This window comes from Pseudomonas sp. CYM-20-01, assembly GCF_023169845.1.
GTDB lineage: Bacteria > Pseudomonadota > Gammaproteobacteria > Pseudomonadales > Pseudomonadaceae > Aquipseudomonas > Aquipseudomonas azotoformans.
Window position 1 is genome coordinate 1,781,278 of the sequence record NZ_AP025169.1, and the last position, 23,932, is coordinate 1,805,209.

At 60.4% G+C, this 23,932-nt stretch carries 24 protein-coding genes; 14 read left to right on the forward strand and 10 right to left on the reverse strand.

What is annotated here, in order from left to right:
- Positions 1-85: 85 nt before the first annotated feature.
- The gene (locus M2497_RS07895) at positions 86-280 is read left to right on the forward strand and encodes a hypothetical protein (RefSeq protein ID WP_134434970.1); all 195 of its coding nucleotides are present in this window, start codon (positions 86-88) and stop codon (positions 278-280) included.
- Between the two features lie 143 nt (positions 281-423).
- On the forward strand, positions 424-540 hold the full coding sequence (ccoM, locus tag M2497_RS30655; protein WP_010212341.1) for a cytochrome c oxidase subunit CcoM: 117 nt from the start codon (positions 424-426) through the stop codon (positions 538-540).
- Positions 541-683: 143 nt separating this feature from the next.
- Here ccoM and M2497_RS07900 read toward each other — a convergent pair whose 3' ends face one another.
- Together M2497_RS07900 and M2497_RS07905 are read right to left on the reverse strand one after the other, a co-directional pair.
- Complete coding sequence (locus M2497_RS07900; RefSeq protein WP_092241266.1) at positions 684-2,159, reverse strand: inorganic phosphate transporter; 1,476 nt, start codon at positions 2,157-2,159, stop codon at positions 684-686.
- 314 nt (positions 2,160-2,473) lie between these two features.
- On the reverse strand, positions 2,474-2,674 hold the full coding sequence (locus tag M2497_RS07905; RefSeq protein ID WP_003189295.1) for a hypothetical protein: 201 nt from the start codon (positions 2,672-2,674) through the stop codon (positions 2,474-2,476).
- Between the two features lie 559 nt (positions 2,675-3,233).
- On the opposite strand from M2497_RS07905, the gene pcaR reads away from it, so the two are divergent.
- From pcaR to pcaC, 11 genes are all read left to right on the forward strand, one after another.
- On the forward strand, positions 3,234-4,076 hold the full coding sequence (gene pcaR, locus M2497_RS07910) for a pca regulon transcriptional regulator PcaR (protein WP_071488865.1): 843 nt from the start codon (positions 3,234-3,236) through the stop codon (positions 4,074-4,076).
- Between the two features lie 144 nt (positions 4,077-4,220).
- Complete coding sequence (locus M2497_RS07915) at positions 4,221-5,561, forward strand: MFS transporter (RefSeq protein WP_248486730.1); 1,341 nt, start codon at positions 4,221-4,223, stop codon at positions 5,559-5,561.
- A gap of 257 nt (positions 5,562-5,818) precedes the next feature.
- Positions 5,819-6,676 carry a CoA transferase subunit A gene (locus M2497_RS07920; protein WP_010212331.1) on the forward strand — a complete coding sequence of 286 codons (858 nt, stop codon included), beginning with the start codon at positions 5,819-5,821 and terminating at the stop codon, positions 6,674-6,676.
- Positions 6,676-7,455, forward strand: coding sequence for a CoA-transferase subunit beta (locus tag M2497_RS07925; RefSeq protein WP_248486732.1), 780 nt, complete (start codon positions 6,676-6,678; stop codon positions 7,453-7,455). The genes M2497_RS07920 and M2497_RS07925 overlap by 1 nt, the downstream gene beginning before the upstream one ends.
- The gene (pcaF, locus tag M2497_RS07930; protein ID WP_179040773.1) at positions 7,452-8,654 is read left to right on the forward strand and encodes a 3-oxoadipyl-CoA thiolase; all 1,203 of its coding nucleotides are present in this window, start codon (positions 7,452-7,454) and stop codon (positions 8,652-8,654) included. Before M2497_RS07925 ends, pcaF begins: the two co-directional genes overlap by 4 nt.
- Before the next feature lie 17 nt (positions 8,655-8,671).
- Complete coding sequence (pcaH, locus tag M2497_RS07935) at positions 8,672-9,376, forward strand: protocatechuate 3,4-dioxygenase subunit beta (RefSeq protein WP_248486734.1); 705 nt, start codon at positions 8,672-8,674, stop codon at positions 9,374-9,376.
- 1 nt (position 9,377) lies between these two features.
- Entirely contained in the window at positions 9,378-9,944 is a 567-nt protein-coding gene (gene pcaG / locus M2497_RS07940; RefSeq protein ID WP_248486736.1) for a protocatechuate 3,4-dioxygenase subunit alpha, read from the forward strand.
- Positions 9,945-10,132: 188 nt separating this feature from the next.
- Positions 10,133-11,428: an MFS family transporter gene (locus M2497_RS07945; RefSeq protein ID WP_248486737.1), complete on the forward strand. Its 1,296-nt coding sequence runs from the start codon at positions 10,133-10,135 to the stop codon at positions 11,426-11,428.
- Positions 11,429-11,438: 10 nt separating this feature from the next.
- Positions 11,439-12,794, forward strand: a complete 1,356-nt coding sequence (locus tag M2497_RS07950) for a 3-carboxy-cis,cis-muconate cycloisomerase (protein ID WP_248486739.1) — start codon at positions 11,439-11,441, stop codon at positions 12,792-12,794.
- Positions 12,795-12,804: 10 nt separating this feature from the next.
- Positions 12,805-13,596: a 3-oxoadipate enol-lactonase gene (gene pcaD / locus M2497_RS07955; RefSeq protein WP_248486741.1), complete on the forward strand. Its 792-nt coding sequence runs from the start codon at positions 12,805-12,807 to the stop codon at positions 13,594-13,596.
- 10 nt (positions 13,597-13,606) lie between these two features.
- Positions 13,607-13,999 carry a 4-carboxymuconolactone decarboxylase gene (gene pcaC, locus M2497_RS07960; RefSeq protein WP_248486743.1) on the forward strand — a complete coding sequence of 131 codons (393 nt, stop codon included), beginning with the start codon at positions 13,607-13,609 and terminating at the stop codon, positions 13,997-13,999.
- Between the two features lie 37 nt (positions 14,000-14,036).
- Here the strand turns inward: pcaC and M2497_RS07965 are convergent, their stop codons facing one another.
- Positions 14,037-15,620, reverse strand: coding sequence for a M91 family zinc metallopeptidase (locus M2497_RS07965; protein ID WP_248486745.1), 1,584 nt, complete (start codon positions 15,618-15,620; stop codon positions 14,037-14,039).
- Positions 15,621-15,708: 88 nt separating this feature from the next.
- On the opposite strand from M2497_RS07965, the gene M2497_RS07970 reads away from it, so the two are divergent.
- On the forward strand, positions 15,709-15,897 hold the full coding sequence (locus M2497_RS07970) for a carboxymuconolactone decarboxylase family protein (protein WP_282579054.1): 189 nt from the start codon (positions 15,709-15,711) through the stop codon (positions 15,895-15,897).
- Between the two features lie 3 nt (positions 15,898-15,900).
- Here the strand turns inward: M2497_RS07970 and M2497_RS07975 are convergent, their stop codons facing one another.
- From M2497_RS07975 to M2497_RS08000, 7 genes are all read right to left on the reverse strand, one after another.
- Positions 15,901-16,800, reverse strand: a complete 900-nt coding sequence (locus M2497_RS07975) for a polysaccharide deacetylase family protein (RefSeq protein ID WP_248486747.1) — start codon at positions 16,798-16,800, stop codon at positions 15,901-15,903.
- 130 nt (positions 16,801-16,930) lie between these two features.
- On the reverse strand, positions 16,931-17,248 hold the full coding sequence (locus M2497_RS07980; protein ID WP_348984769.1) for a M91 family zinc metallopeptidase: 318 nt from the start codon (positions 17,246-17,248) through the stop codon (positions 16,931-16,933).
- Entirely contained in the window at positions 17,217-17,438 is a 222-nt protein-coding gene (locus M2497_RS30720; RefSeq protein WP_348984770.1) for a hypothetical protein, read from the reverse strand. The genes M2497_RS07980 and M2497_RS30720 overlap by 32 nt, the downstream gene beginning before the upstream one ends.
- Entirely contained in the window at positions 17,393-17,800 is a 408-nt protein-coding gene (locus M2497_RS07985; protein WP_248486751.1) for a hypothetical protein, read from the reverse strand. Before M2497_RS07985 ends, M2497_RS30720 begins: the two co-directional genes overlap by 46 nt.
- 92 nt (positions 17,801-17,892) lie before the next feature.
- Positions 17,893-19,143 carry an OprD family porin gene (locus M2497_RS07990; protein ID WP_248486753.1) on the reverse strand — a complete coding sequence of 417 codons (1,251 nt, stop codon included), beginning with the start codon at positions 19,141-19,143 and terminating at the stop codon, positions 17,893-17,895.
- A gap of 173 nt (positions 19,144-19,316) precedes the next feature.
- Positions 19,317-20,774 (reverse strand): AdeC/AdeK/OprM family multidrug efflux complex outer membrane factor, encoded by a 1,458-nt coding sequence (gene adeC, locus M2497_RS07995; RefSeq protein WP_248486755.1) that lies wholly within the window; start codon positions 20,772-20,774, stop codon positions 19,317-19,319.
- Complete coding sequence (locus M2497_RS08000) at positions 20,771-23,932, reverse strand: efflux RND transporter permease subunit (protein ID WP_248486756.1); 3,162 nt, start codon at positions 23,930-23,932, stop codon at positions 20,771-20,773. The genes adeC and M2497_RS08000 overlap by 4 nt, the downstream gene beginning before the upstream one ends.

Below are 23,932 nucleotides of genomic sequence, written 5' to 3' on the forward strand. Positions count from 1 at the left end.
CCTGGTTCGGAAAAATAGCGATTTTGTGCGATGACCTGCCTTTTGTCGCCCGCTGATTTGCCGTTGAGCGGGGGAGGCCGCATTATTGGACCATTCCCTCCACGACGTAAGCCAAGCCATGAGTGAAGACGACAAGCTGATCGACCTGAATGCCGAGCGCGCCAAGCGCGTGCATGACCTCAATGACAAACGCCTGAATGAAGTCCGCCAGGCATTTGAACAGGCAATGCCACTCGGCAAAGTGAAGAAAAAACCGAAGAACAAACCCAAAAAGCGTTGAAACAGCCTGCATCCATTGATGCAGGTCAGTTATTGCCCTTCTTTACGCCCCGTCGCGGGCGACATTGATCCCCGTCAATTTTCCAATCCGCCTTCTCCATTAACTTAGCCCTATCGCAACAGGGCAAGTGCAGGAGGCCGGTCATGTTTATCGATAATGTGGTGTTCGCCGGAGTGCTGACCGTAAGCCTCATGGTGATGTTTTTTGTAGGGTTTGGAATTTTTATCTGGAAAGACGCGAACAAGCGGAAAAAACCATAGTTTTTCCAGGTTACATGAGCACGCAAGGCATTTTGGGCGACTTCGGTCGCCCTTTTTTTTGCGCCTGAATTAACGCAATAGTGATCGGCATAAAAAAAGGTGCGACCCTCGCGGATCGCACCTTTTTTATCGCCGGCGGCTTATCAGCTGCCTAGCGCCTTGGAAGCCAACCAGAACAACCCGGCCGACAGCGCCACGGTTGCTGGCAGGGTCAGTACCCAGGCCATCAGGATGGTCTTCACGGTGCCGCCCTGCAGGCCGCTTTTGTTGGCGACCATGGTGCCGGCCACGCCCGACGACAGCACGTGAGTAGTCGACACCGGCAGCGCGAAGATGTTGGCAAAGCCAATCATGGTCGCGGTGGTGATCTGTGCCGACATGCCCTGGGCATAGGTCATGCCCTGCTTGCCGATCTTCTCGCCGATGGTCAGTACTACACGCTTCCAGCCCACCATGGTGCCCAGGCCCAAGGCCAGTGCGACAGCGAGGATGACCCAGAATGGGGCGTATTCGGTGGTGGCGGTCAGGTCTTTGCGCAGTTTGTCGAGGTCGGATTTCTCACGGGCATCCAGGCCTGGCAGCTTGCCGACCTTTTTCGCGGTGTCGTCCAGGCAGAGCAGATAGCGGCGCACTTCAATACGCTGGTCAGCCGTCAACGCGTGATAGTCGGACACGCCTTTGAGCGTGTCGACCAGCGCGTTGATGGTCGGCTCGGTCTGCTGCGGGTTGCACTGGAACTTGCCAGGCAGGTCGTTCTGCACGCTTTTGCCCAGGGCCAGGAACTCGCCGAGCGTGGCGTTGTTACGCTGGTAGAACTGGCTCAAATGCACGGTGGCGTCGCGGGTCCGTTCGATCTGGTAGGTGGTGCTGCCCAGGTCGAGCACGAATTGCGCCGGTACGATACCGATCAGCACCAGCATGATCAGGCCGATACCTTTCTGGCCATCGTTGGAGCCGTGCACGAAACTCACGGCCATGGCGGAAATCACCAGCACCAGGCGGTTCCAGAACGGCGGGTGTTTCTTGTCGTCGAGCTTGCGGCGCTGGTCCGGGGTCTTGTGCATCTTGGACAGCGGACGCCACCACTTCAGGCCGATCAGCACCAGGGCTGCGACGAGGAAACCGGCCATCGGCGAGAACACCAGGGAAGCGCCGATATCCACCGCTTTCTGCCAGTTCACACCGTCAGCCAGGGGAATGTCGTTGATCAGGGCGTTGGCCAGGCCGACACCGAGGATCGAACCGATCAGGGTGTGGGAGCTGGAGGCCGGGATACCGAAGTACCAGGTGCCCAGGTTCCAGGTGATCGCCGCTGCCAATAAGGAAAAGACCATCGCCAGGCCATGGCCGGTGTTCACATTGATCAGCAACTCCACCGGCAGCAAGTGCACGATGGCGTAGGCGACACCCACACCGCCGAGCAACACGCCGAGGAAGTTGAACACCCCGGAGAAGAACACGGCCAGGTGTGGCGGCATGGCTTTGGTATAGATGACTGTGGCCACCGCGTTAGCGGTGTCATGAAAGCCATTGATGAACTCGAAGGCGAGGACAAAGGCCAGGGCGAGCAACAGGCTCACGAGAACCCAAGCATCCAGTCCGCTGAATAAATCGATCATGAAGGTTTTCTGACCCGGTCGTAAGGGGGCGCGATTATGCCAGAAAACCTCAGTAATCGATGCACTAGCTGCTCATCGGTAACAATCTTCCGTGAAAAAAATCCCGGAAAAGGCGTGCATCCCAGGGTTTTCGGGGCTTGGGCAAGTCTTTGATTTATATAGGAGAGGGCGCTGGAAGCGGGGGATTGTCACAAAAACGTCACGGCTGAAACATTTGTATGAAATTTTACCGTTCTTGGTAGGGTGCAAGATTTCTGGCTGCTAGCTAAGTGCCAGCAACCTGGGCCAAAACCTTGATGCTCAAACCGAATCGCTTAGGGCTCTTCGGTTTTTAGTTCCTGTTCAATCTTTTGGATTTCCTGTGCAAATGCCTGGTCGAGCAGGCTGGCGCGCTTGCGCCATGGTTTGCGTTCAGGTTCAGGCTGGGCGGCGTAGGTGGTGACTTCCCCGCCGTAAACGTCCTTGTAACGTTGCTCCTGGCGCTCAAGTTCCGCGCGCAGTTCATCTTTCGTCACATCGTTACCTAATTGAGTTGAGTGTAAATACGTTGCAGCGTTATGCCGGAATGCGCCCTCGGGGTGTTTCAAGTCGAACCGCCATAGCGTTCAAGTTTGAAACAGACATGGGTGAACACTTGTTAGTGCCGTCATTCAAGGCAGGTAGTTGCTATCGACGATGCACGGCGTGTGCATCACGTGGCCAGCTCCGTTGCCGATAATGAAACCGGGCGGACCAGTACACAGGGTGCATTATAGCGGCGCATTTGAATAACACTATCGGTATAAAGTTAAAAACCGTCAACTTTGTATGAGTGTTCTGTTACACGTGCCTGTTGGTAATTGCACACATTCGGGTGTCATGAATCCATCCGAACTTCAGGCGTTAATAAGACGCCTCTGGTTTTTTTCAATCCGCCATGGGTGAAGGGGGAGGTTGCGAGCAAATTGCGATAATCGAATGATCGTCCGATAATCGCACAAAGTTGGCGGCCTTGCCTTGTGCATCTCGGCTGACGCGGCTTGTAATAGTGGCCAAACCTCCCCCGCGGTTGACAATAAGACAAAGGATCCCGACATGAACGATCAATTGCGCAACTCTTTCGCGTCAGTGGCGCCGCCGATCGTTGCGTCCCCGGCCAAGCGTATCCAGGCGTTTACCGGTGATCCGGACTTCATGACCTCCCTGGCCCGTGGCCTGGCCGTGGTGCAGGCGTTCCAGGAACGCAAGCGCCACCTCACCATCGCCCAGATCAGCCACCGCACCGAAATCCCCCGCGCTGCCGTGCGCCGTTGCCTGCACACCTTGATCAAGCTCGGCTACGCCACTACCGATGGGCGTACCTATTCGCTGTTGCCCAAGGTCCTGACCCTGGGCCATGCATACCTGTCCTCCACACCACTGGCGGTGTCGGCCCAGCCTTATCTGGACCGCATGAGCGAGCAACTCCACGAAGCCTGCAACATGGCGACCCTCGAAGGCGACGACATTCTCTACATCGCCCGTTCGGCCACCACCCAGCGTTTGATTTCGGTGGACCTGTCGGTAGGCGGCCGATTGCCGGCCTATTGCACCTCCATGGGCCGCATCCTGCTCGCGGCGCTGGATGATGCCTCGCTGCAGGATTACCTCGACCACGCCGACCTGCAGACCAAGACCAGCCGCACCCTGACCACGCCCGCCGCGCTTTTCGACTGCTTGCAACAAGTGCGTCAGCAAGGCTGGTGCATCGTCGACCAGGAACTGGAGCAGGGCCTGCGCTCCATCGCGGTGCCGGTGTATGACGCCTCGGGCCAGGTGCTGGCTGCGCTGAACGTCAGCACCCACGCCGGCCGGGTCAGCCGCAGCGAGTTGGAGCAGCGCTTCCTGCCGAGCATGCTCAGCGCCAGTCGCGAGTTGAGTGCGCAGCTATTTGCTTAAGCTGTTCGGTGACCGCACAGATCCCGGTTTGGTCAATTGCGCTGTTTCCCCTGGCTTATTACTGTGCGGCAGCGCTCTAGGGAGCGCGCAATAATAACGACGGCCCAAGGTCGTCAGCCCGCCATCGGTGTGGAAATAAAAACAATGAATCAGCCCTCTGTCGGTACCCCTTTGGACGTGCAGTCCTTCATCAACACCCAGCCACTGTCACGCTATCAGTGGCGCGTGGTGATTTTGTGTTTCCTGATTGTTTTCCTCGATGGCCTCGACACCGCCGCCATGGGTTTTATTGCGCCGGCGCTGTCCCAGGATTGGGGCATCGACCGCGCCAGCCTCGGCCCGGTGATGAGCGCCGCGTTGATCGGCATGGTCTTCGGCGCACTCGGCTCCGGCCCGCTGGCGGATCGCTTTGGTCGCAAAGTGGTGCTGGTGGGCGCGGTGCTGGTGTTTGGCGCGTTCAGCCTGGCGTCGGCCTACAGCAGCAACGTCGATCAACTGCTGGTGCTGCGCTTCCTGACCGGGCTCGGCCTGGGCGCCGGCATGCCGAATGCCACCACGCTGCTGTCCGAATACACCCCTGAGCGCCACAAGTCGTTGCTGGTGACCAGCATGTTCTGCGGCTTCAACCTGGGCATGGCCGGCGGCGGGTTTATCTCGGCCAAGCTGATCCCTGCATTTGGCTGGCACAGCCTGCTGCTGATCGGCGGCATCCTGCCGTTGATCCTGGCGCTGGTGTTGCTGGTGTGGCTACCGGAATCGGCACGCTACCTGGTGGTGCGCAATCGGGGCACCGACAAGGTGCGCAAAATCCTGTCGCCCATTGAGCCGAACATCGTCGCCCAGGCCAGCAGCTTCAGCGTGCCCGAGCAAAAAACCGTGAAGGCGCGCAACGTGTTTGCGGTGATCTTCTCCGGCACCTATAGCGCTGGCACGTTGTTGCTGTGGCTCACCTATTTCATGGGCCTGGTGATCGTGTACCTGCTCACCAGTTGGCTGCCGACCCTGATGCGCGACAGCGGCGCGAGCATGGAGCAGGCCGCGTTTATCGGCGCGTTGTTCCAGTTCGGTGGTGTATTGAGCGCGGTGGGCGTGGGCTGGGCGATGGACCGGTTCAATCCGCACAAGGTCATCGGCACGTTCTACCTGCTGGCCGGGGTGTTTGCCTACGCGGTAGGGCAGAGCCTGGGCAATATCACCTTACTGGCGACCCTGGTGCTGATTGCCGGGATGTGTGTCAACGGTGCGCAATCGGCGATGCCGTCCCTGGCCGCACGTTTCTACCCCACTCAAGGCCGTGCCACGGGCGTGTCGTGGATGCTCGGCATCGGCCGTTTCGGCGCGATCCTCGGCGCGTGGATGGGCGCGACCTTGCTGGGCCTGGGCTGGAACTTCGAGCAAGTGCTCACCGCGTTGGTGATCCCGGCCGCATTGGCCACCACTGCCGTGGTGATCAAGGGCATGGTCAGCCATGCCGACGCCACCTGACGCCTGTGGGAGGGGGGCTTGCCCCCGATGGCAGTGGTTCAGCCAACACATCTCGTGGCTGATACACCGCTATCGGGGGCAAGCCCCCTCCCACATTGATTGAGCGTTGTCTGAATGATTAGTGAGGTAACAATCTGTTCGATAATCGAACGTTGAGTCGATTATCGGATTGTTTGGCCCATTTCCCCGGCTTAATCTTCAAGCACTTCGGCGCCACCTCAGCGCCTTTTTCGATCCACACCGGGAGCCCGAACCCCATGGCTGAAATCCTCGCGCTGCGTGACGCGGTGAAGCAATTTGTGAACGACGGCGACACCGTCGCCCTCGAAGGCTTCACCCATCTGATCCCTACGGCAGCGGGTCATGAAATCATTCGTCAGGGCAAGAAAGACCTGACGCTGGTGCGTATGACGCCTGACCTGATCTACGACCAGTTGATCGGTGCCGGCTGCGCCCGCAAGCTGATTTTCTCCTGGGGCGGCAACCCCGGCGTGGGCTCCCTGCATCGCCTGCGTGACGCGGTCGAGAAGCAATGGCCGCAACCGCTGGAAATTGAAGAGCACAGCCACGCCGACCTGGCCAATGCCTACGTCGCCGGCGCATCGGGCCTGCCGTTCGCGGTGCTGCGTGCCTACGCCGGTTCCGACCTGCCCAAGGTCAACCCGCTGATCAAGACCGTGACCTGCCCATTCACCGGCGAAGTGCTGGCGGCGGTGCCGTCGGTGCGTCCGGACGTCACCGTGATCCACGCGCAAAAAGCCGACCGCAAGGGCAACGTGTTGCTGTGGGGCATCCTCGGTGTGCAGAAGGAGGCGGCACTGGCGGCCAAGCGCTGCATCGTCACCGTCGAAGAAATCGTCGATGACCTGAATGCGCCGATGAACAGCTGCGTCTTGCCGACCTGGGCCCTGACGGCGGTGTGCCATGTGCCCGGTGGTGCGCACCCGTCCTACGCTCATGGTTACAACGAGCGCGATAACCGCTTCTACCAGGCGTGGGACCCGATTGCCCGCGACCGTGGGACCTTTACCGCCTGGATCAACGAATACATCCACGGCACCGCCGACTTCACCGAATTCCAGGCCAAGCTCGCCACCGCGCAGGAGGCCAAGTAATGGCTTACTCGACCAATGAAATGATGACCGTCGCCGCCGCGCGCCGCCTCAAGAACGGCTCCGTGTGCTTTGTTGGTATCGGCTTGCCGTCCAAGGCGGCCAACCTGGCACGCCTGACGTCGTCGCCGGATGTGGTGCTGATCTACGAGTCCGGCCCGATTGGCGCCAAGCCATCGGTACTGCCACTGTCCATCGGTGACGGCGAACTGGCGGAAACCGCTGATACCGTGGTGCCGACCGGCGAGATCTTCCGCTACTGGCTGCAGGGCGGGCGCATCGACGTGGGCTTCCTCGGCGCGGCCCAGGTCGACCGCTTCGGCAACATCAACACCACCGTGGTGGGTGACTACCACCAGCCCAAAGTGCGCCTGCCGGGCGCAGGTGGCGCGCCGGAGATCGCCGGTTCCGCCAAGAGCGTGCTGATCATCCTCAAGCAGTCGGCGCGTTCGTTTGTCGACAAGCTGGACTTCATCACCTCGGTCGGCCACGGCGAAGGCGGCGACTCGCGTAAGCGCCTGGGCCTGCCGGGCGCGGGGCCGGTAGGGATTATTACCGACCTGTGCATCATGGAACCGGAAGCGGATACGAACGAATTCGTGGTCACCGCGCTGCACCCGGGCGTGACCCGTGAGCAAGTGGTGGCCGCCACCGGTTGGGCGATTCGGTTTGCCGAGCAGGTCGACACCACCGCCGAACCCACTGAAGTTGAGCTGACCGCCCTGCGTGACCTTGAAGCACGCACCGCAGCCGCCCATGGCCAAGCACCGGGAGAAGCCTGATGCGCGATGTATATATCTGTGACGCCATTCGTACCCCCATCGGCCGTTTTGGCGGTGGCCTGTCCACCGTGCGGGCGGATGATCTGGCGGCGCTGCCGATCAAGGCATTGATCGAACGCAACCCGTCGGTGGATTGGACGGCAGTCGACGAGGTGTTCCTCGGCTGCGCCAACCAGGCCGGTGAAGACAACCGCAATGTGGCGCGCATGGCGCTGTTGCTGGCGGGCTTGCCGGAAAGCATTCCGGGGGTGACCCTCAACCGCTTGTGCGCCTCGGGCATGGACGCGATTGGCACCGCTTTCCGTGCGATTGCCAGCGGCGAAATGGAGCTGGCGATTGCCGGCGGCGTCGAGTCGATGTCCCGCGCGCCGTTCGTAATGGGCAAGGCCGACGCGGCGTTTTCGCGCAACATGAAGCTGGAAGACACCACCATCGGCTGGCGTTTTATCAACCCGTTGATGAAAGAGCAGTACGGCGTGGACGCGATGCCACAGACCGCCGATAACGTCGCCGACGATTATCACGTGTCCCGTGCCGACCAGGATGCCTTTGCCCTGCGCAGCCAGCAACGCACTGCCGCCGCGCAAGCCGCCGGTTTCTTCGCTGAAGAAATCGTGCCGGTGCGGGTCGCCCATAAAAAAGGCGAAACCGTGGTAGAGCAGGACGAGCATCCCCGCGACACCACCCTGGAAGCCCTGGCCAAACTCAAGCCAGTCAATGGCCCCGACAAGACCGTCACCGCCGGCAATGCGTCGGGTGTGAACGACGGTGCGGCGGCGCTGATCCTGGCCTCCGCCGAAGCCGTCAAGAAACATGGCCTGACCGCCCGCGCTCGCGTATTGGGCATGGCCAGTGCCGGTGTTGCGCCACGCGTCATGGGCATCGGCCCGGTGCCGGCCGTGCGCAAACTGGTCGAGCGTCTTGGCTTGGCGGTCACTGACTTTGACGTCATCGAACTCAATGAAGCCTTCGCCAGCCAAGGCCTGGCGGTGTTGCGCGAGCTGGGCATTGCCGACGACGCACCCCAGGTCAACCCGAACGGTGGCGCCATCGCCCTCGGCCATCCGCTGGGCATGAGCGGCGCACGGCTGGTGCTGACTGCGCTGCATCAGCTGGAAAAAACCGGCGGCCGCAAAGGCCTGGCGACCATGTGTGTCGGTGTTGGCCAAGGCCTGGCCCTGGCGATTGAACGCATCTAATAAGAGAGGACTGCTCCATGAGTGACAAGCCCGGATACCGGCGCCCGCAAGCGGGCACTCAACCGGATTACCTGCACCCGGCCTACCAGTCGACGAACCTGCGTTCGCCGTCGCAGCCTTTGGTGTTCCTGCCCCATTCCTTGTCGGAAATCACCGGCCCGACCATCGGTGCCGAGCGCGTCAACGAGAAGGACAACGACCTCACCGCCCAACATGCAGGCGAGCCCCAGGGCGAACGCATCATCATTCACGGCCGTGTGCTGGATGAAAACGGTCTACCGGTGCCGGGCATCCTCGTGGAAATCTGGCAGGCCAACGCCGCCGGGCGCTACAACCACAAGCGCGACCTGCACGACGCACCGCTGGACCCGAACTTCACCGGCACCGGCCGCACCGTCACCGACGCCGACGGCTGGTACCAGTTCCAGACCATCAAGCCCGGCGCGTACCCGTGGGGCAACCACCACAACGCGTGGCGCCCGGCGCATATCCACTTTTCGCTGTTCGGCCCGAGCGTGCTGACGCGCCTGGTCACGCAGATGTACTTCCCCGGCGACCCGCTGCTGGCGTACGACCCGATCTACAACTGCGTACCGGACACTTCGGCCAAGGAACGCTTGATCGCCCGTTTCGACCTGGAAAAGACCATTCCTTCCTATGCCCTCGGCTACCGCTGGGACATCGTCCTGCGCGGCCGCGACGCCACGCCGATGGAGAAATGAGATGACACTCAACGCGACCACGTCCCACACCGTTGGGCCGTATTACCACATCGGCCTGACCTGGCTGAACCGCGAAGACCTCACCGTGGCCGCCACCCTTGGCGAGCGCGTGGCGATCAGCGGGCAGGTGGTGGATGGCAACGGCGATGTCGTCAACGACGCCATGCTCGAAGTCTGGCAGGCCAACGCCGCTGGCAAGTACGACCACCCGGAGGATGAGCAGGACAAGGCCCTGGACCCGAACTTCGAAGGGTTCGGCCGGGTGCCGGTGGATGCCGAAGGGCGGTTCCGCTTTACCACCATCAAGCCGGGCGCCGTGCCGGGCCTGAAGGGCACCACCCAGGCGCCGCACCTGGTGGTACTGGTGTTTGCCCGTGGGTTGGTGAAGCACTTGCTTACGCGGATTTATTTCGAGGGCGAGGCGCTGAATGGGGAGGACCCGTTGCTGGCGTGTGTGCCAGCAGAGCGTCGCAGTACCTTGATTGCGCAACAGGATGCGGCGGGGGTGTATCAGTGGAATGTGATTCTGCAGGGGACCGATAGGGAAACAGTGTTCTTCGATTATTGAGTGGTTTTTCAGGGCCTCATCGGGGGCAAGCCCCCTCCCACATTTGATAGGCGGTGCGGTCAACATGTGGGAGGGGCTTGCCCCCGATGGGGCCGGTTCAAGCACCACCTACCCAAAAGTCTTCTTGCGGAACATGGTTGTTGCAAAGTATGTCTAGGCTATAACCGTTCCCACTGAGTGAAAAAAACATGACAACAACAACGAGTCACTACACCGGAGAAGAACGCAGCAAACGGATTTTTGCGATTGTCGGGGCATCCTCCGGCAACCTCGTCGAATGGTTCGACTTCTACGTCTATGCCTTCTGCGCCATTTACTTTGCCCCGGCGTTTTTCCCGTCGGACGACCCCACGGTGCAACTGCTCAACACCGCTGGCGTGTTCGCCGCCGGCTTCCTGATGCGGCCTATCGGCGGCTGGCTGTTTGGCCGGGTGGCCGACAAGCACGGGCGCAAGAACTCGATGATGATCTCGGTGCTGATGATGTGCGCCGGTTCCCTGGTCATCGCTTTCCTGCCCACCTACAAGGACATCGGCGCCTGGGCCCCGGCGTTGCTGTTGGTGGCGCGCCTGTTCCAGGGCTTGTCGGTGGGTGGTGAATACGGCACCACCGCGACCTACATGAGTGAAGTCGCGCTCAAGGGCCAGCGCGGTTTCTTCGCCTCGTTCCAGTACGTGACCCTGATCGGTGGGCAACTGCTGGCGGTGCTGGTGGTGGTGATCCTGCAACAGATCCTTACCGAAGAAGAACTGCGCGCCTGGGGCTGGCGGATCCCCTTCGTGATCGGCGCGATCGCGGCGGTGATCTCCCTGCTGCTGCGGCGCACCCTCAAGGAAACCACCAGCAAGGAAATGCGCCAGGACAAGGACGCCGGCAGCGTGGCCGCATTGTTCCGCAACCACAAGGCGGCGTTTATCACCGTGCTCGGCTACACCGCTGGCGGCTCGCTGATTTTCTACACCTTTACCACCTACATGCAGAAGTACCTGGTGAACACCGCCGGGATGAACGCCAAGACCGCCAGTTACATCATGACTGGCGCACTGTTCGTGTACATGTGCATGCAGCCGCTGTTCGGCATGCTCTCGGACAAGATCGGCCGTCGTAACTCGATGCTCTGGTTCGGCGCCCTCGGCACCCTGTGCACCGTACCGATCCTGCTGACCCTGAAAACCGTGACCAGCCCGTTCCTGGCGTTCGTGCTGATCTCCCTGGCCCTGGCCATCGTCAGCTTCTACACCTCCATCAGCGGCCTGGTGAAAGCGGAAATGTTCCCGCCTCACGTCCGCGCCCTGGGTGTGGGCCTGGCCTATGCAGTGGCCAATGCGATCTTCGGTGGCTCGGCGGAATACGTGGCCCTGGGCCTCAAGTCCATGGGCATGGAAAACACCTTCTACTGGTACGTCACCGGCATGATGGCGGTGGCCTTCCTGTTCAGCTTGCGCCTGCCGAAACAGGCGGAGTACTTGCACCACGATCTGTAAGGGATGAGCTATGACACTGCGCCCGAGCAATCAATTGTTCGACGCTTACTTCACGGCGGACAGCATGGCCGAGGTGTTCTGCGATAGGGGACGCTTGCAGGGCATGCTGGATTTCGAAGCGGGATTGGCCAGGGCGCAGGCCCGGGTCGGGCTGATCCCTGAGGCCGCGGTCGCACCGATTGCCCAGGCGTGCCTGGCCTCGCTGTACGACGTGGATGCCCTCGGCGTGGCGATTGCCACGGCGGGGAATTCGGCGATTCCGTTGGTGAAGGCGCTGGGCAAGTTGATTGCCAGTGAAGATGCCGGGGCTGAGCGCTATGTGCATTTGGGCGCGACCAGCCAGGATGTGATGGACACCGGCCTGGTGTTGCAACTGCGCCGGGCGCTGGCGCTGATCGAAACCGACCTGGCGCGCCTGGGGGATATTCTGGCCGCCCAGGCCCAGCGTTACGCCGCCGTGCCGTTGGCTGGACGCACTTGGTTGCAACACGCGACGCCGGTCACCCTGGGGATGAAAATCGCCGGTTGGCTGGGGGCGGTGACGCGCAGCCGGCAACGGCTGGTGGAGCTGAAGCCGCGCTTGCTGGTGCTGCAATTTGGCGGTGCTTCCGGAACGTTGGCCGCGCTCGGCGAGCAGGCCATGCCGGTGGCCGAAGCCTTGGCAAACGAGTTGCAACTGACCCTGCCCGAACAACCCTGGCACACCCAGCGTGATCGTTTGGTGGAGTTTGCCAGCGCCCTCGGTTTGATCGCCGGTAGTCTCGGCAAACTGGGTCGCGACATCAGCCTGCTGATGCAGACCGAAGCGGCGGAGGTGTTCGAGCCGTCCGCACCGGGCAAGGGTGGTTCGTCCACCATGCCGCACAAGCGCAACCCGGTGGGCGCGGCCGTGCTGATCAGCGCGGCGACCCGCGTGCCGGGCCTGGTATCGACGATGTTCAGCGCCATGCCCCAGGAGCACGAACGCAGCCTGGGCCTGTGGCATGCGGAATGGGAAACCCTGCCGCAGATTTGCTGCTTGGTCTCCGGCGCATTGCAACAGGCGCTGCTGGTGAGCGAAGGGTTGGAAGTCGACCCCGAGCGCATGGGCAAAAACCTCGACCTGACCCAGGGTCTGGTGCTGGCTGAAGCCGTCAGCAGCGTGCTCGCCCAACGCCTGGGCCGGGAGACTGCGCATCACCTGCTGGAACACTGCTGCAAACGTGCCGTCGCAGAAGGGCGTCAACTGCGTGCGGTACTGGCCGATGAGCCGCAAGTCACCGCCGAGCTGTCGGCGGCCGAACTGGACCGCCTGCTCGACCCGGCCCACTACCTGGGCCAGGCCCGCACCTGGGTCACCCGCGCCGTAGCCGAACACTTTGCTTGAGGAGACCACCATGGCATTTGTACACCTCGCCGAAGGCGACCTGCATTACCAACTGGACGGGCCTGTGGATGCGCCTGTGCTGGTGCTGTCCAACTCACTGGGCACCGACCTGCATATGTGGGACATCCAAATCCCGGCCTTCACCCAGCACTTTCGCGTGCTGCGTTTCGATACCCGTGGCCATGGCAAATCCCTGGTCACTCCTGGGCCGTACAGTATCGAGCAGCTCGGCCGCGACGTGATCGCGCTGCTGGATGCGCTGGATATCCAACGCGCGCATTTCTGCGGTTTGTCCATGGGCGGCCTGATCGGCCAATGGCTGGGGATCAACGCGGGCGAGCGCCTGAACCGCCTGGTGGTATGCAACACCGCTGCCAAGATCGGCACGCCCGAGGTGTGGAACCCACGCATCGAGATGGTGTTGCGAGACGGCGCAGCGGCGATGGTGGCGCTGCGCGATGCGTCGATCGCACGCTGGTTCACGGCGGACTTCGCGGCCGCTAACCCGCATCAGGCCAAGCAGATTACCGACATGCTTGCGGCGACCTCGCCTGAAGGTTACGCCGCCAATTGCGCAGCGGTGCGCGATGCGGATTTTCGTGAGCAACTGGCCCTGATCAAGGTGCCGACGTTAGTGATTGCCGGCACCGACGATGCGGTCACCCCACCGGCCGGCAGCCACTTTATCCAGAACCATGTGCAGGGCGCCGAGTACGCCGAGTTCTATGCGGCGCACCTGTCCAATGTGCAGGCGGGCGCTGCGTTCAGCGACTGTGTCATTGAATTCCTGCTGGCCCACTGAGGAGCTGTTTGTGAACGAGAAACAACGTTACGCCGAAGGCCTGCAAGTGCGCCGCGAAGTGCTGGGCGATGCCCATGTCGACCGCAGTCTCAATGCCCTGACCGAGTTCAACAGCGAATTCCAGGAGATGATCACCCGCCATGCCTGGGGTGACATCTGGACTCGTCCGGGACTGCCGCGGCACACCCGCAGCCTGATCACCATCGCCATGCTGATCGGCATGAACCGCAGCGAAGAACTCAAGCTGCACCTGCGTGCCGCCGCCAGCAACGGCGTGACCCGTGCCGAGATCAAGGAAGTGCTGATGCAGAGCGCGATCTACTGCGGGATTCCGGCGGCGAATGCGACGTTTCACCTGGCTGAATCGGTGTGGGATGAGCTGGGGGTTGAGTCCCAAGCGTAAGCTTGGGACCTGAGACAAGCGTGATATCCGGTTGGATTTATTCATCGCTCATGTAATCGCTAATGTATACGTAACTTTCCCGCTTTGGCTCCCCCATCTCTTTACGAAGAGCGTTTTCATTGAAGGGGTCCGGGTTGGTATTAGTGAGCGGTGTTTTTGGATCGTTATCGTGATCAAAGTCGGGTTTGTTGGTGGGTAGGCCGACGGCTTGAAGTTCGACGTTCTGTTCGCCGGAGTTGTAGCCGGGTTGCTTTGTACCATTCATACCGGTCCAGGCATGCGACAGTTCATGATATAGGAAGTTGTGAGGTCCAATGACACGGTTGGGCTTGAATTCGATATAGGAGCGATTGTAGCCTACTTCGCCTCCCCTGTCGGGTGTGCCACTTTTTCCATTTTGAATAAAACCAAAATCTGATGTTTCTGCGTATTCGGATTCTCTGCCTTCTTCTGTGAGTTTCATCTCGTTTGGGTTGTACCCGTAGTAAGAGCTGTTGTCCCAGGATTCAACTTCGAATATTTTTAGTGGCACACCATTCGCTGCTGCTTTCGAATCTAGAAATTGCAGCATTTTTTGACCTGTACGCGAGGATCTCATCATTTCCAAGTCATCTTGGACGCGCTGCTTAAATTCAGGCGAGCCTTCAACTTTAATTCCTGTGGCTCCGACGTGCAGGTAGTTAATAGGGTTGACAATATTGTCTGGGTGTTTTTGTACTGAGTCGCTTGGCTTCGCGTAGATAGAATCAAAGCGATTGTTTGACTCTATTTTGTCATTGCCTGCACCTGCATAGAAGGTAGTCAAAGATTTACCTTGTAATAGGTCGTCACCTAAGCCTCCGCTCATCACGGTGTGTCCACGTTCACTACCATAAAGTTTGTCATCTCCAGGGCCTCCATCCATGTAGACCATTTGCGCCTTGGCTCCGAATATACGGTCGTTACCCTTATTGCCGTATATATAACTTATGCCCCGGCCCGCACGTATGGTATCGTTGCCGTCATTGCCTTCAACATAATAAGTTCCGGAACCAAGTCTTATTGTGTCATTACCCCCTCCGCCAAAGATGCGGGAGCGGGCCCCGCGTGCAGTGATGTCGTCATCACCGTCTCCGCTTTCTATAATGATTTCATTTGATGCATCTTTGTCGACTTTGATGGTGTCGTTTCCTCCGTGAGTTCGAATAGTTATTTTTTGATTAGCGTCACCTATCGTGTAACGGTTAGGCTGTACAGTGTAGCGCTTTTCGTTAACTACGATGTCGAGGGTTTCATCTTTGCCTTTGCGCACGCGAATAGAGTCGGCTTTGTTGCCGGTTTCTATAATAAGGTTGTCGGACGTTAGCTCAGCGTCCTTAGAGGGGGAGTTTTTTATTGATTTTATGGTTTCTTCCCTAGTGACTTTTATATTTTCATCTTGATACACAAGGGTTGGTTGAATGATGGTTGTATATAAAGGTTCTTGGTCTGTGGTGGGGCGAGGTGTTCCTGGTCGCTCAGTATGCGCACTTGAGCTGTTGCGTTCTCCGCTGATAAATATAGGTGTGTCAGAATTTTTAGTAGACTCTGCTAATTTATATTTTTCAGCGGGTGAGGGCAGGGGTGGGTAATTTTTAATCATCGGTTGACCATTAAATTAAAAACGTGAGGTACCTCCTGATTGGATTTTTTTACGTAATAGTTCCATTTTCAGTTTAGCGAGAGTCAGAATCCCCAATCCAATTGCAGGCAGGTCGGTTAGACACCTCCACTTCGGCGCCAGCAACGGCGTGACCCGCGCCGAGATCAAGGAAGTGCTGATGCAGAGCGCGATCTACTGCGGGATTCCGGCGGCGAATGCGACGTTTCACCTGGCTGAATCGGTGTGGGATGAGTTGGGGGTTGAATCGCGCGAATAGGCGTCAGTGGGAATCGGCATCCCACACCCAATTCCACACGCCCGGCAGATGCACCGGCTCATTCACGTCCTTCACCGTGCGCGCCAGTGCCGCACGCTGCAGAGCTGCCGTATCGGTGTAGAACGGTTCAGCGGCGGTCTTCATGCCGTTGATCCGTGCACTGTCCAGCAGGATCTGCAAGTACTCCTGCATATGCCGTGCGGTGTAGCGATTGATGTCGTGGAAGGTCACCACCACAGGGATCACCCCATCCACCGTCGGCAACTCGCCCAACGCAATGTGTTCGCGCACCACCGACAGTTGCCGATACAAATTGGCCCGGCGCCGTGGGCTGCCGTTGAAGCCCCAGATCTTGCCGTCATTGGCACTCAAATCCGTGAGCAGCACCTGCATGCCGTGACGCTGGTAGGCGGCGAAGGTGCGGCGGTCGTAATTCCAGAACGGCGGGCGGACCAGTACCGGCGGGTTGCCGGTGATCGCCGCAATGTCAGCGGCACCCTGGGTGAGGGTGCGTTCCAGTTCGGCGTCATTCAGCCAGCGATGGTTGGTGTGAAACGCCGTGGCGGTGTGGAAGGCCAGGATGTGGCCCGCCGCATACTCGCGCTGCATGGTCTTGCGGCCCCGTGAACTGCCACCGGAGCGCGAGGCTTCGGTTTGCAGGAAGAACACCGCCTTGATCCCCGGCAGCACCGGGTTTTGCGCCAGGTCAGCCACCACTGAGCGGCTCGGATTGTTGTAGCCCGACGCGCTGGGACCGTCGTCGAAGGTCAGCAGAAAGCGGATCGGCGCCTGGCCTTGCAGGCGCTGCTCGGTCTGCGGTGTCAGGGCAATGGGCGCGCCAATACAGCCGCTGAGGCTCAGGGCCAGGGCAAGCACGGCGGAGGCGATGGCGAAGGGTTTCATGGTGGGCGCGGGCTCGAATAGGAGGCCGCTGTTGGGTGGATCAGCAGCGGCAGGCGCGCACGATACAGCAAGATGGTTGGTGTGAGGTTACCGCCTGACCAACGAGCGCGGTTCAGGCTCAACCGACGTATTAGGTACGCAGCAGCTTGCCCATTTCTTCGTTCAAGGCATTTTCAGTGAAGGGTTTGGGATTGGGGGGAAACTCGGGCGTGGTCGGCAACCCTACGGCTTGACGTTCGCTGTTGGGGACATCGAATGATTCACCCTTGAACATCTCCACAGTCGTGCCTGCCAGCGCAGTGCCGTTACCGGCGTCATAGGCGTGGACCATTTCGTGATAGAGAACGGTGATAGGTGAGTATGTCACGCCGGCCAGTACTTCCAAGGCTGAGCAATTATAGGAGATTTCAGCCCGGTCAGCCCGCGACCCCGGCACGCCGTCGACCATGAAACCCCACTTGGGGTCGCCGCCGACCACCGGTGGGCGTTCGTATTGCAACAAGGCTTTGAGTTCCTGGCTGCCATAGGTGTAGCCGCTTCCTGTGTCGAGCAGGTCCTCCACCACTGTCACCGGTGCGCCGGGCTATCGCGTTCATTTCGGCAAGTATCTGTTTGCCCTGAGGGGAACTGCGCAGCAAGGCCAGATCGTCTTCGACCCGTTGGATGAAGTCGGCCGAACCAAGCGGTCATTATCAGCGCCGCCATGCAGCACGGTATGGCCATTGACCTTCACGTCCAACTGGCCTGGCAGGGTCTGGCTGATGTGGACCTGGTCCGCTTTGTCGCCGGTTTCAAGGATCAGGCTGTTGCTGAGGCTGTTGTCAAAGTCGTACTCCCAGACTGATTGCCCGCCGGCCTTCAAATTTCCATCATCCAGAAACGGATGCCGATGCGCTTGAACCGGATTGTCGGGCGTGAACGCCAGTTGAGGAGGAGTGTCGGGTGTATAGCGGCTGTTGCTGAAGACCGTGGCGCATGCAATACGATTTGAAGCGTCCATGTGAGATCCCTGTGGGAGAGCCAGGCATTGGCCCTGTCTCGTGAAGTCGACCGGACGCTTCAAATCGTTCCCAGGGTAAATGTTATGCGGCTTTACAGCAGGCTGATCGGGTAACTGACGATCAACCGGTTCTCGTCGAACTCGTTGTTGCTGTAGTCGCGACGCATGCTGGAATTGCGCCAGCGCACGGTCAGGTTCTTCAGGCTGCCGCTCTGCACGGTGTAGCCCAATTCGCTTTCGCGGCCCCATTCCTTGCCGTCAGTGATGGTGCCGGTGTGGACGTTGCTGCCGCTGATATAGCGGTTCATCAGGGTCAGGCCGGGCACGCCGAGGGCGGCGAAGTTGTAGTCGTGGCGCACTTGCCAGGACTTCTCCTGGGCATTGTCGTAGCTGCTGTTGTAGCTGTCGTTGGCCAGGGTGCCGCCGCTGGTGCCGTTGACGCGCATCCAGGCGCTGTTGCCGGTGAGTTTTTGCAGGCCGACGTAGAAGGTGTTGCCGCCGTATTTGGCAGAGAACAGGCCAGACCAGGTCTTGTTATCCAGCTCGCCGGCGCGGGCGCTGCCATCGTCCTTGCCATAGAAAAAGCCCAGGTTGGCGCCCAGGGTCCAGTCGCCCAACGGCTGGCTGTGGGTCAGGTTGATGAACTGCTGGCTGTAGATGTCCTTGAGCTGGGCATTCCACAGGCCGATCTGGGTGTGTTTGTCGTTGAACAGGTATTCGCCGCCCTGGAAGTTGAAGCGGTCCGAGGTGAACGCGGCTTTGCCGAACATCGACATGTCGCTCATGCTGCTGTCGTCACGCGGGCTGTTGGCGCGGAACTGGCCACCGTAGAGGGTCAGGCCGTCGATCTCCTTGGAGGTGATCTGCCCGCCGCGCAGGGTTTGCGGCAAGGAGCGGCCATCGTCCGAACGCAGGATCGGCAGCACCAGCATCCATTCGCCAACCTTCACTTCGGTCTTGGAAATACGCGCCTTGAACGCCACGCCCAGACGTCCGAATTCATCCGCCGGGCGGCCGTCGTGGTCCAACGGCAGTAGTTGGGTTCCCCCGGTGCCACGTCCGCCATCGAGCTTCAACGAGTACAGCCCCAGCACATCCACGCCGAAGCCCACCGTGCCCTGGGTAAAGCCGGACTTGGCGTCGAGGATGAAACTCTGCGTCCACTCCTGCGCACCGCCCTGGGTCTTGGTCGGGTTGGTGAAATTGCGGTTGAAGAAGAAATTGCGCAGGTTGAGGTTGGCGCTGGCGTCTTCCAGGAAGCCGTGTTCCTCGGCGAGGGCGGGCAGGGCAAGACTGGCGACAGCGGTTGCCAGCAAGAGCCGGCGCGGGTGGAAAGTGCTCATGGCGTAAGGACCTGTTGTTATTGGGTTTATGCAGGTGGCGGCCATGGTGCAGGGCGGTGCGGGGGCGATGAAAGTGGGGGAGAGCCGGTTGTGGGCGATGATCGAACGCAAGTTGGCCAGTGAAGAAAAACAAAAAGCCCACCAAAAGGTGGGCTTCGTTGACGCGGGCGCTATCAGAACAACTTCAACGCCGGTGCTTCTTCTTTCAACGGCTCATTCTTCGCGGTCTGCTCGTTCCAGCCACCGCCGAGGGCCTTGTACAGGTTGACCTCGCTGGTGAGCTGCGCCAGGCGGTCGGTGATCAGCGATTGCTGGGCACTGAACAGTTGGCGCTGGGCATCGAGGAACGTCAGGTTGCTGTCGACACCGATGCGGTAGCGACGCTCGGCCAGGCGGTAGTAATCCTGGTTGGCCGCGACGAAGCCACGCTGGGCGTCCAGTTGCTGCTTGTAGGTCTCACGTGCGGCAAGGCCGTCGGAGACTTCCTGGAAGCCGGTCTGGATCGCCTTCTCGTAGTTGGCCACGTTGATCTCTTTCTGGATCTTCGAGTAGTCCAGGCTGGCGCGCAGGCTACCGGCGTTGAAGATCGGGATGTTGATCTGCGGGGCGAACGACCAGGTGCCCGAACCGCCTTTGAACAGGCCGCCCAGGTTAGGGCTCGCGGTACCGGCGCTGGCGGTCAGGCTGATGCTCGGGAAGAACGCTGCGCGGGCCGCACCGATGTTGGCGTTGGCGGCCTTGAGGTTGTACTCGGCTTGCATGATGTCGGGACGACGTTGCAGCAGGTCCGATGGCAAGCCGGCCGGCACTTCGCTGAGCAGGTTGTCCGACAGCGGCTTGCTGGCGATATTCGCCGGCAGGCCGGTGCCCAGCAGCAGGGTCAGGCTGTTTTCGTCCTGGGCCACCTGGCGGGTATAACGCGCCAGGGCGACCCGGGCGTTTTCCACCGAGGTACGCGATTGGCTCAGGTCGAGGGCCGAGGCCACACCGACTTCGTTGCTGCGCGAGGTGAGCTTGAAGCTTTGCTCGTACGCGTCCAGGGTGTCCTGGGTCAGCTTGAGCAGTTCCTTGTCGGCCTGCCAGGTCAGGTAGGCATTGGCCACGCTGGCCACCAGGCTGATCTGGGTACTGCGCCGCGCTTCTTCGGTGGCGAAGTACTTTTGCAGGGCTTCTTCGCTCAGGCTGCGTACGCGACCGAACAGGTCCAGCTCATACGAGCTGATCCCGAGACCGGCCGAGTATTGGCTGCTGATGGTCGATTCGCCGGTCTGCGACAAGCGGGCCGGAGTACGCGAGCGGCTGCCGCTGCCCGTGGCCGACACGGCCGGGAACAGGTCGGCGCGCTGGATCTGGTACTGCGCGGCATAGGCGTCGATGTTCAGGGCCGCTACACGCAGGTCACGGTTGTTGACCAGCGCGGTCTGGATCAGCTGTTGCAGGGCAGGGTCATGGAAAAACTGCTTCCAGCCCTGCTCGACAGCGGCCTGGCTCGGCGCCTGGGCCGACGAATACGCCGGCCCCTGCGGGAACTGTGCGGCCACCGGCGCTTCGGGGCGCTGATAGTCAGGTATCAGCGAGCAGCCACTAAGCACGAATGCGGTGACGGCTAGGGAAAGTAGCGACTTGCTCATTGGCCAGCCTCTTTAGGGGTTTCAGTTGTGTCAGTCTTTTTACGTTCGCCGGCGGCGGATACAGTTGCGAAGAACAGGGGCACCCAGAAGATCGCCAGCACAGTGGCCGTGATCATACCGCCGATTACACCGGTACCGATTGCGTGCTGGCTGCCCGAACCTGCACCCGAGGAGATCGCCAGCGGCAGTACGCCGAGGATGAACGCCATGGAGGTCATGATGATCGGGCGCAGACGCATCCGCGAGGCCTCGATGGCCGACTCGACAATGCCCTTGCCTTGTTCGTGAAGTTCTTTGGCGAACTCCACGATCAGGATGGCGTTTTTCGCTGCCAGGCCCACCGTCACCAACAGGCCCACCTGGAAGAACACGTCGTTGGACAACCCGCGCATGCTGGTGGCGATCAACGCACCCACCACACCCAGCGGCACTACCAGCACCACCGCAATCGGGATCGACCAGCTTTCGTACAGGGCCGCGAGGCACAGGAACACCACCAGCAGCGACAGGGCGTACAGCGCAGGCGCCTGGGAGCCGGACAGGCGTTCTTCGTACGACAGGCCGGTCCACGCGTAGCCGATACCCGCCGGCAGTTGCTTGGCGATACGTTCGACTTCGGCCATGGCGTCACCGGTACTGTAGCCCGGAGCCGGGGTGCCGAGGATTTCCATCGCCGCTACACCGTTGTAACGCGAGAGCTTGGGCGAACCGTAGATCCACTTGCCTGAGGAAATGGCCGACATTGGCACCATCTTCCCGGAGTCGCTGCGCACGTACCATTTGTCCAGGTCTTCTGGGGACATCCGGCCAGCGGCTTCACCTTGCACGTACACCTTCTTCACCCGACCACGGTCGATGAAGTCGTTGACGTAGCTGCCACCCAGGGCGATCGCCAGGGTCTGGTTGATGCTCGACAGCGAAATACCCTGGGCACTGGCCTTCTCGTCGTCGACGGTGAGCTCGTACTGCGGCTCATCGTTCACTCCGTTGGGGCGCACACCCGCGAGGATCTTGCTTTGCGCGGCAGCCCCGAGGAACTGGTTGCGTGCGTCCATCAGCTTCTGGTGGCCAACGCCGCCCTGGTCTTGCAGGAACACGTCGAAACCGGTGGCGTTACCCAGTTCCAGTACCGAAGGCGGCACGATGGCGAACACCATGGCGTCCTTGAAGGCACCGAAGAAGTAACCCTGGGCACGCTTGGCCACTTCGAATACCGAGGTGGATGCATCACGTTCATCCCACGGCTTGAGCATCACGAACGCCAGGCCCGAACTCTGGCCACGACCGGCGAAGTTGAAGCCGTTAACGGTAAATACCGATTTCACCGCCTTGCCTTCGCCTGGCTCGCCTTCCTTGTCGTTGAGCAGGAAGGCACGCATGTCGTCGATGACTTTCTGCGTACGTTCGGCTGAAGATCCGACCGGGGTCTGCACCTGGGCAAAGATTACGCCCTGGTCTTCTTCCGGCAGGAACGCGCTCGGAATGCGGGTGAACAGCCAGATCATGCCGGCGAAGATGATCAGGTACACGAAGAATGCAGGAAACTTGTGCTTGATCATATTGCCCACGCCGCGCTCGTAGCTCAGTACGCCACGGTCGAAGGTGCGGTTGAACCAGCCGAAGAAACCACGCTTGGGTTGGCCGTGTTTCTCAGGGTCGATCGGCTTGAGCATGGTGGCGCACAAGGCCGGGGTGAAGATCAGGGCAACCAGTACCGACAACGCCATGGCCGAAACGATGGTGATGGAGAACTGTTTGTAGATCACACCGGTGGAGCCGCCGAAGAATGCCATTGGCAACAGTACCGCCGACAGCACCAGGGCAATACCGACCAGTGCGCCCTGGATCTGGCCCATGGACTTGACCGTCGCCTCTTTGGGCGACAGGTGTTCCTCGGCCATTACCCGCTCGACGTTTTCCACCACCACGATGGCATCGTCCACCAGCAAGCCGATGGCCAGGATCATGCCGAACATGGTCAGGGTGTTGATGGTGAAGCCGAACGCGGCCAGGATCCCGAAGGTACCCAGCAATACCACCGGTACGGTCATGGTGGTGATGATGGTGGCGCGGAAGTTCTGCAGGAACAGGAACATCACCAGGAACACCAGCACGATCGCTTCGACCAGGGTGTGGACTACACCGGAGATCGATTCGGTCACCACCGGCGTGGTGTCATACGGCACCACCGCCTTCATGCCAGGCGGGAAGAACGGTTCCAGGGACGCCACGGTGGCACGGATGGCCTTGGCGGTGTCCAGGGCGTTGGCGCCCGACGCGAGCTTGATCGCCATACCCGACGCCGGCTTGCCGTTGAACTGTGCACTGATGCTGTAGTTCTGGCCGCCCAGTTCGATCCGTGCGATGTCACGCAGGCGAACCTGCGAGCCGTCGGTATTGACCTTCATCAGGATCTTGCCGAACTCTTCGGCGGTCTGCAGGCGGGTCTTGCCGATGATGGTTGCGTTCAGCTGGGTGCCGGGCAGGGCAGGCAGGCCGCCCAATTGGCCGGTGGCCACCTGGACGTTCTGTGCCGCAATGGCAGTGCTGACGTCGACCGGGGTCAACTGGTAGTTGTTCAGCTTGGCCGGGTCGAGCCAGATACGCATGGCGTACTGCGAACCGAACACCTGGAAGTCACCTACACCTGACGTCCGCGAGATCGGGTCCTGGATATTGGACACGATGTAGTTGGACAGGTCGTCCTTGGTCATGCTGCCGTCTTCCGACACCAGACCGATCACCATCAGGAAGTTCTTCACCGATTTGGTCACGCGGATACCCTGCTGCTGCACTTCTTGCGGCAGCAGTGGGGTCGCCAGGTTCAGCTTGTTCTGCACCTGAACCTGGGCGATGTCCGGGTTGGTACCCTGGTTGAACGTCGCGGTGATGGTCATGCTGCCGTCGGAGTTACTGTCCGAGGCGACATAACGCAGGTTGTCGATACCGTTGAGCTGCTGCTCGATGACCTGCACCACGGTGTCCTGCACGGTTTGTGCGGACGCGCCTGGGTAGGTCACCTGGATGTCGATGGCGGTTGGCGCGATGGCCGGGTATTGGTTGATGGGCAACTTCAGGATCGACAATGCCCCGACCAGCATGATCACCAGGGCAATTACCCAGGCGAAAATGGGACGGTCGATAAAAAATTTCGACAT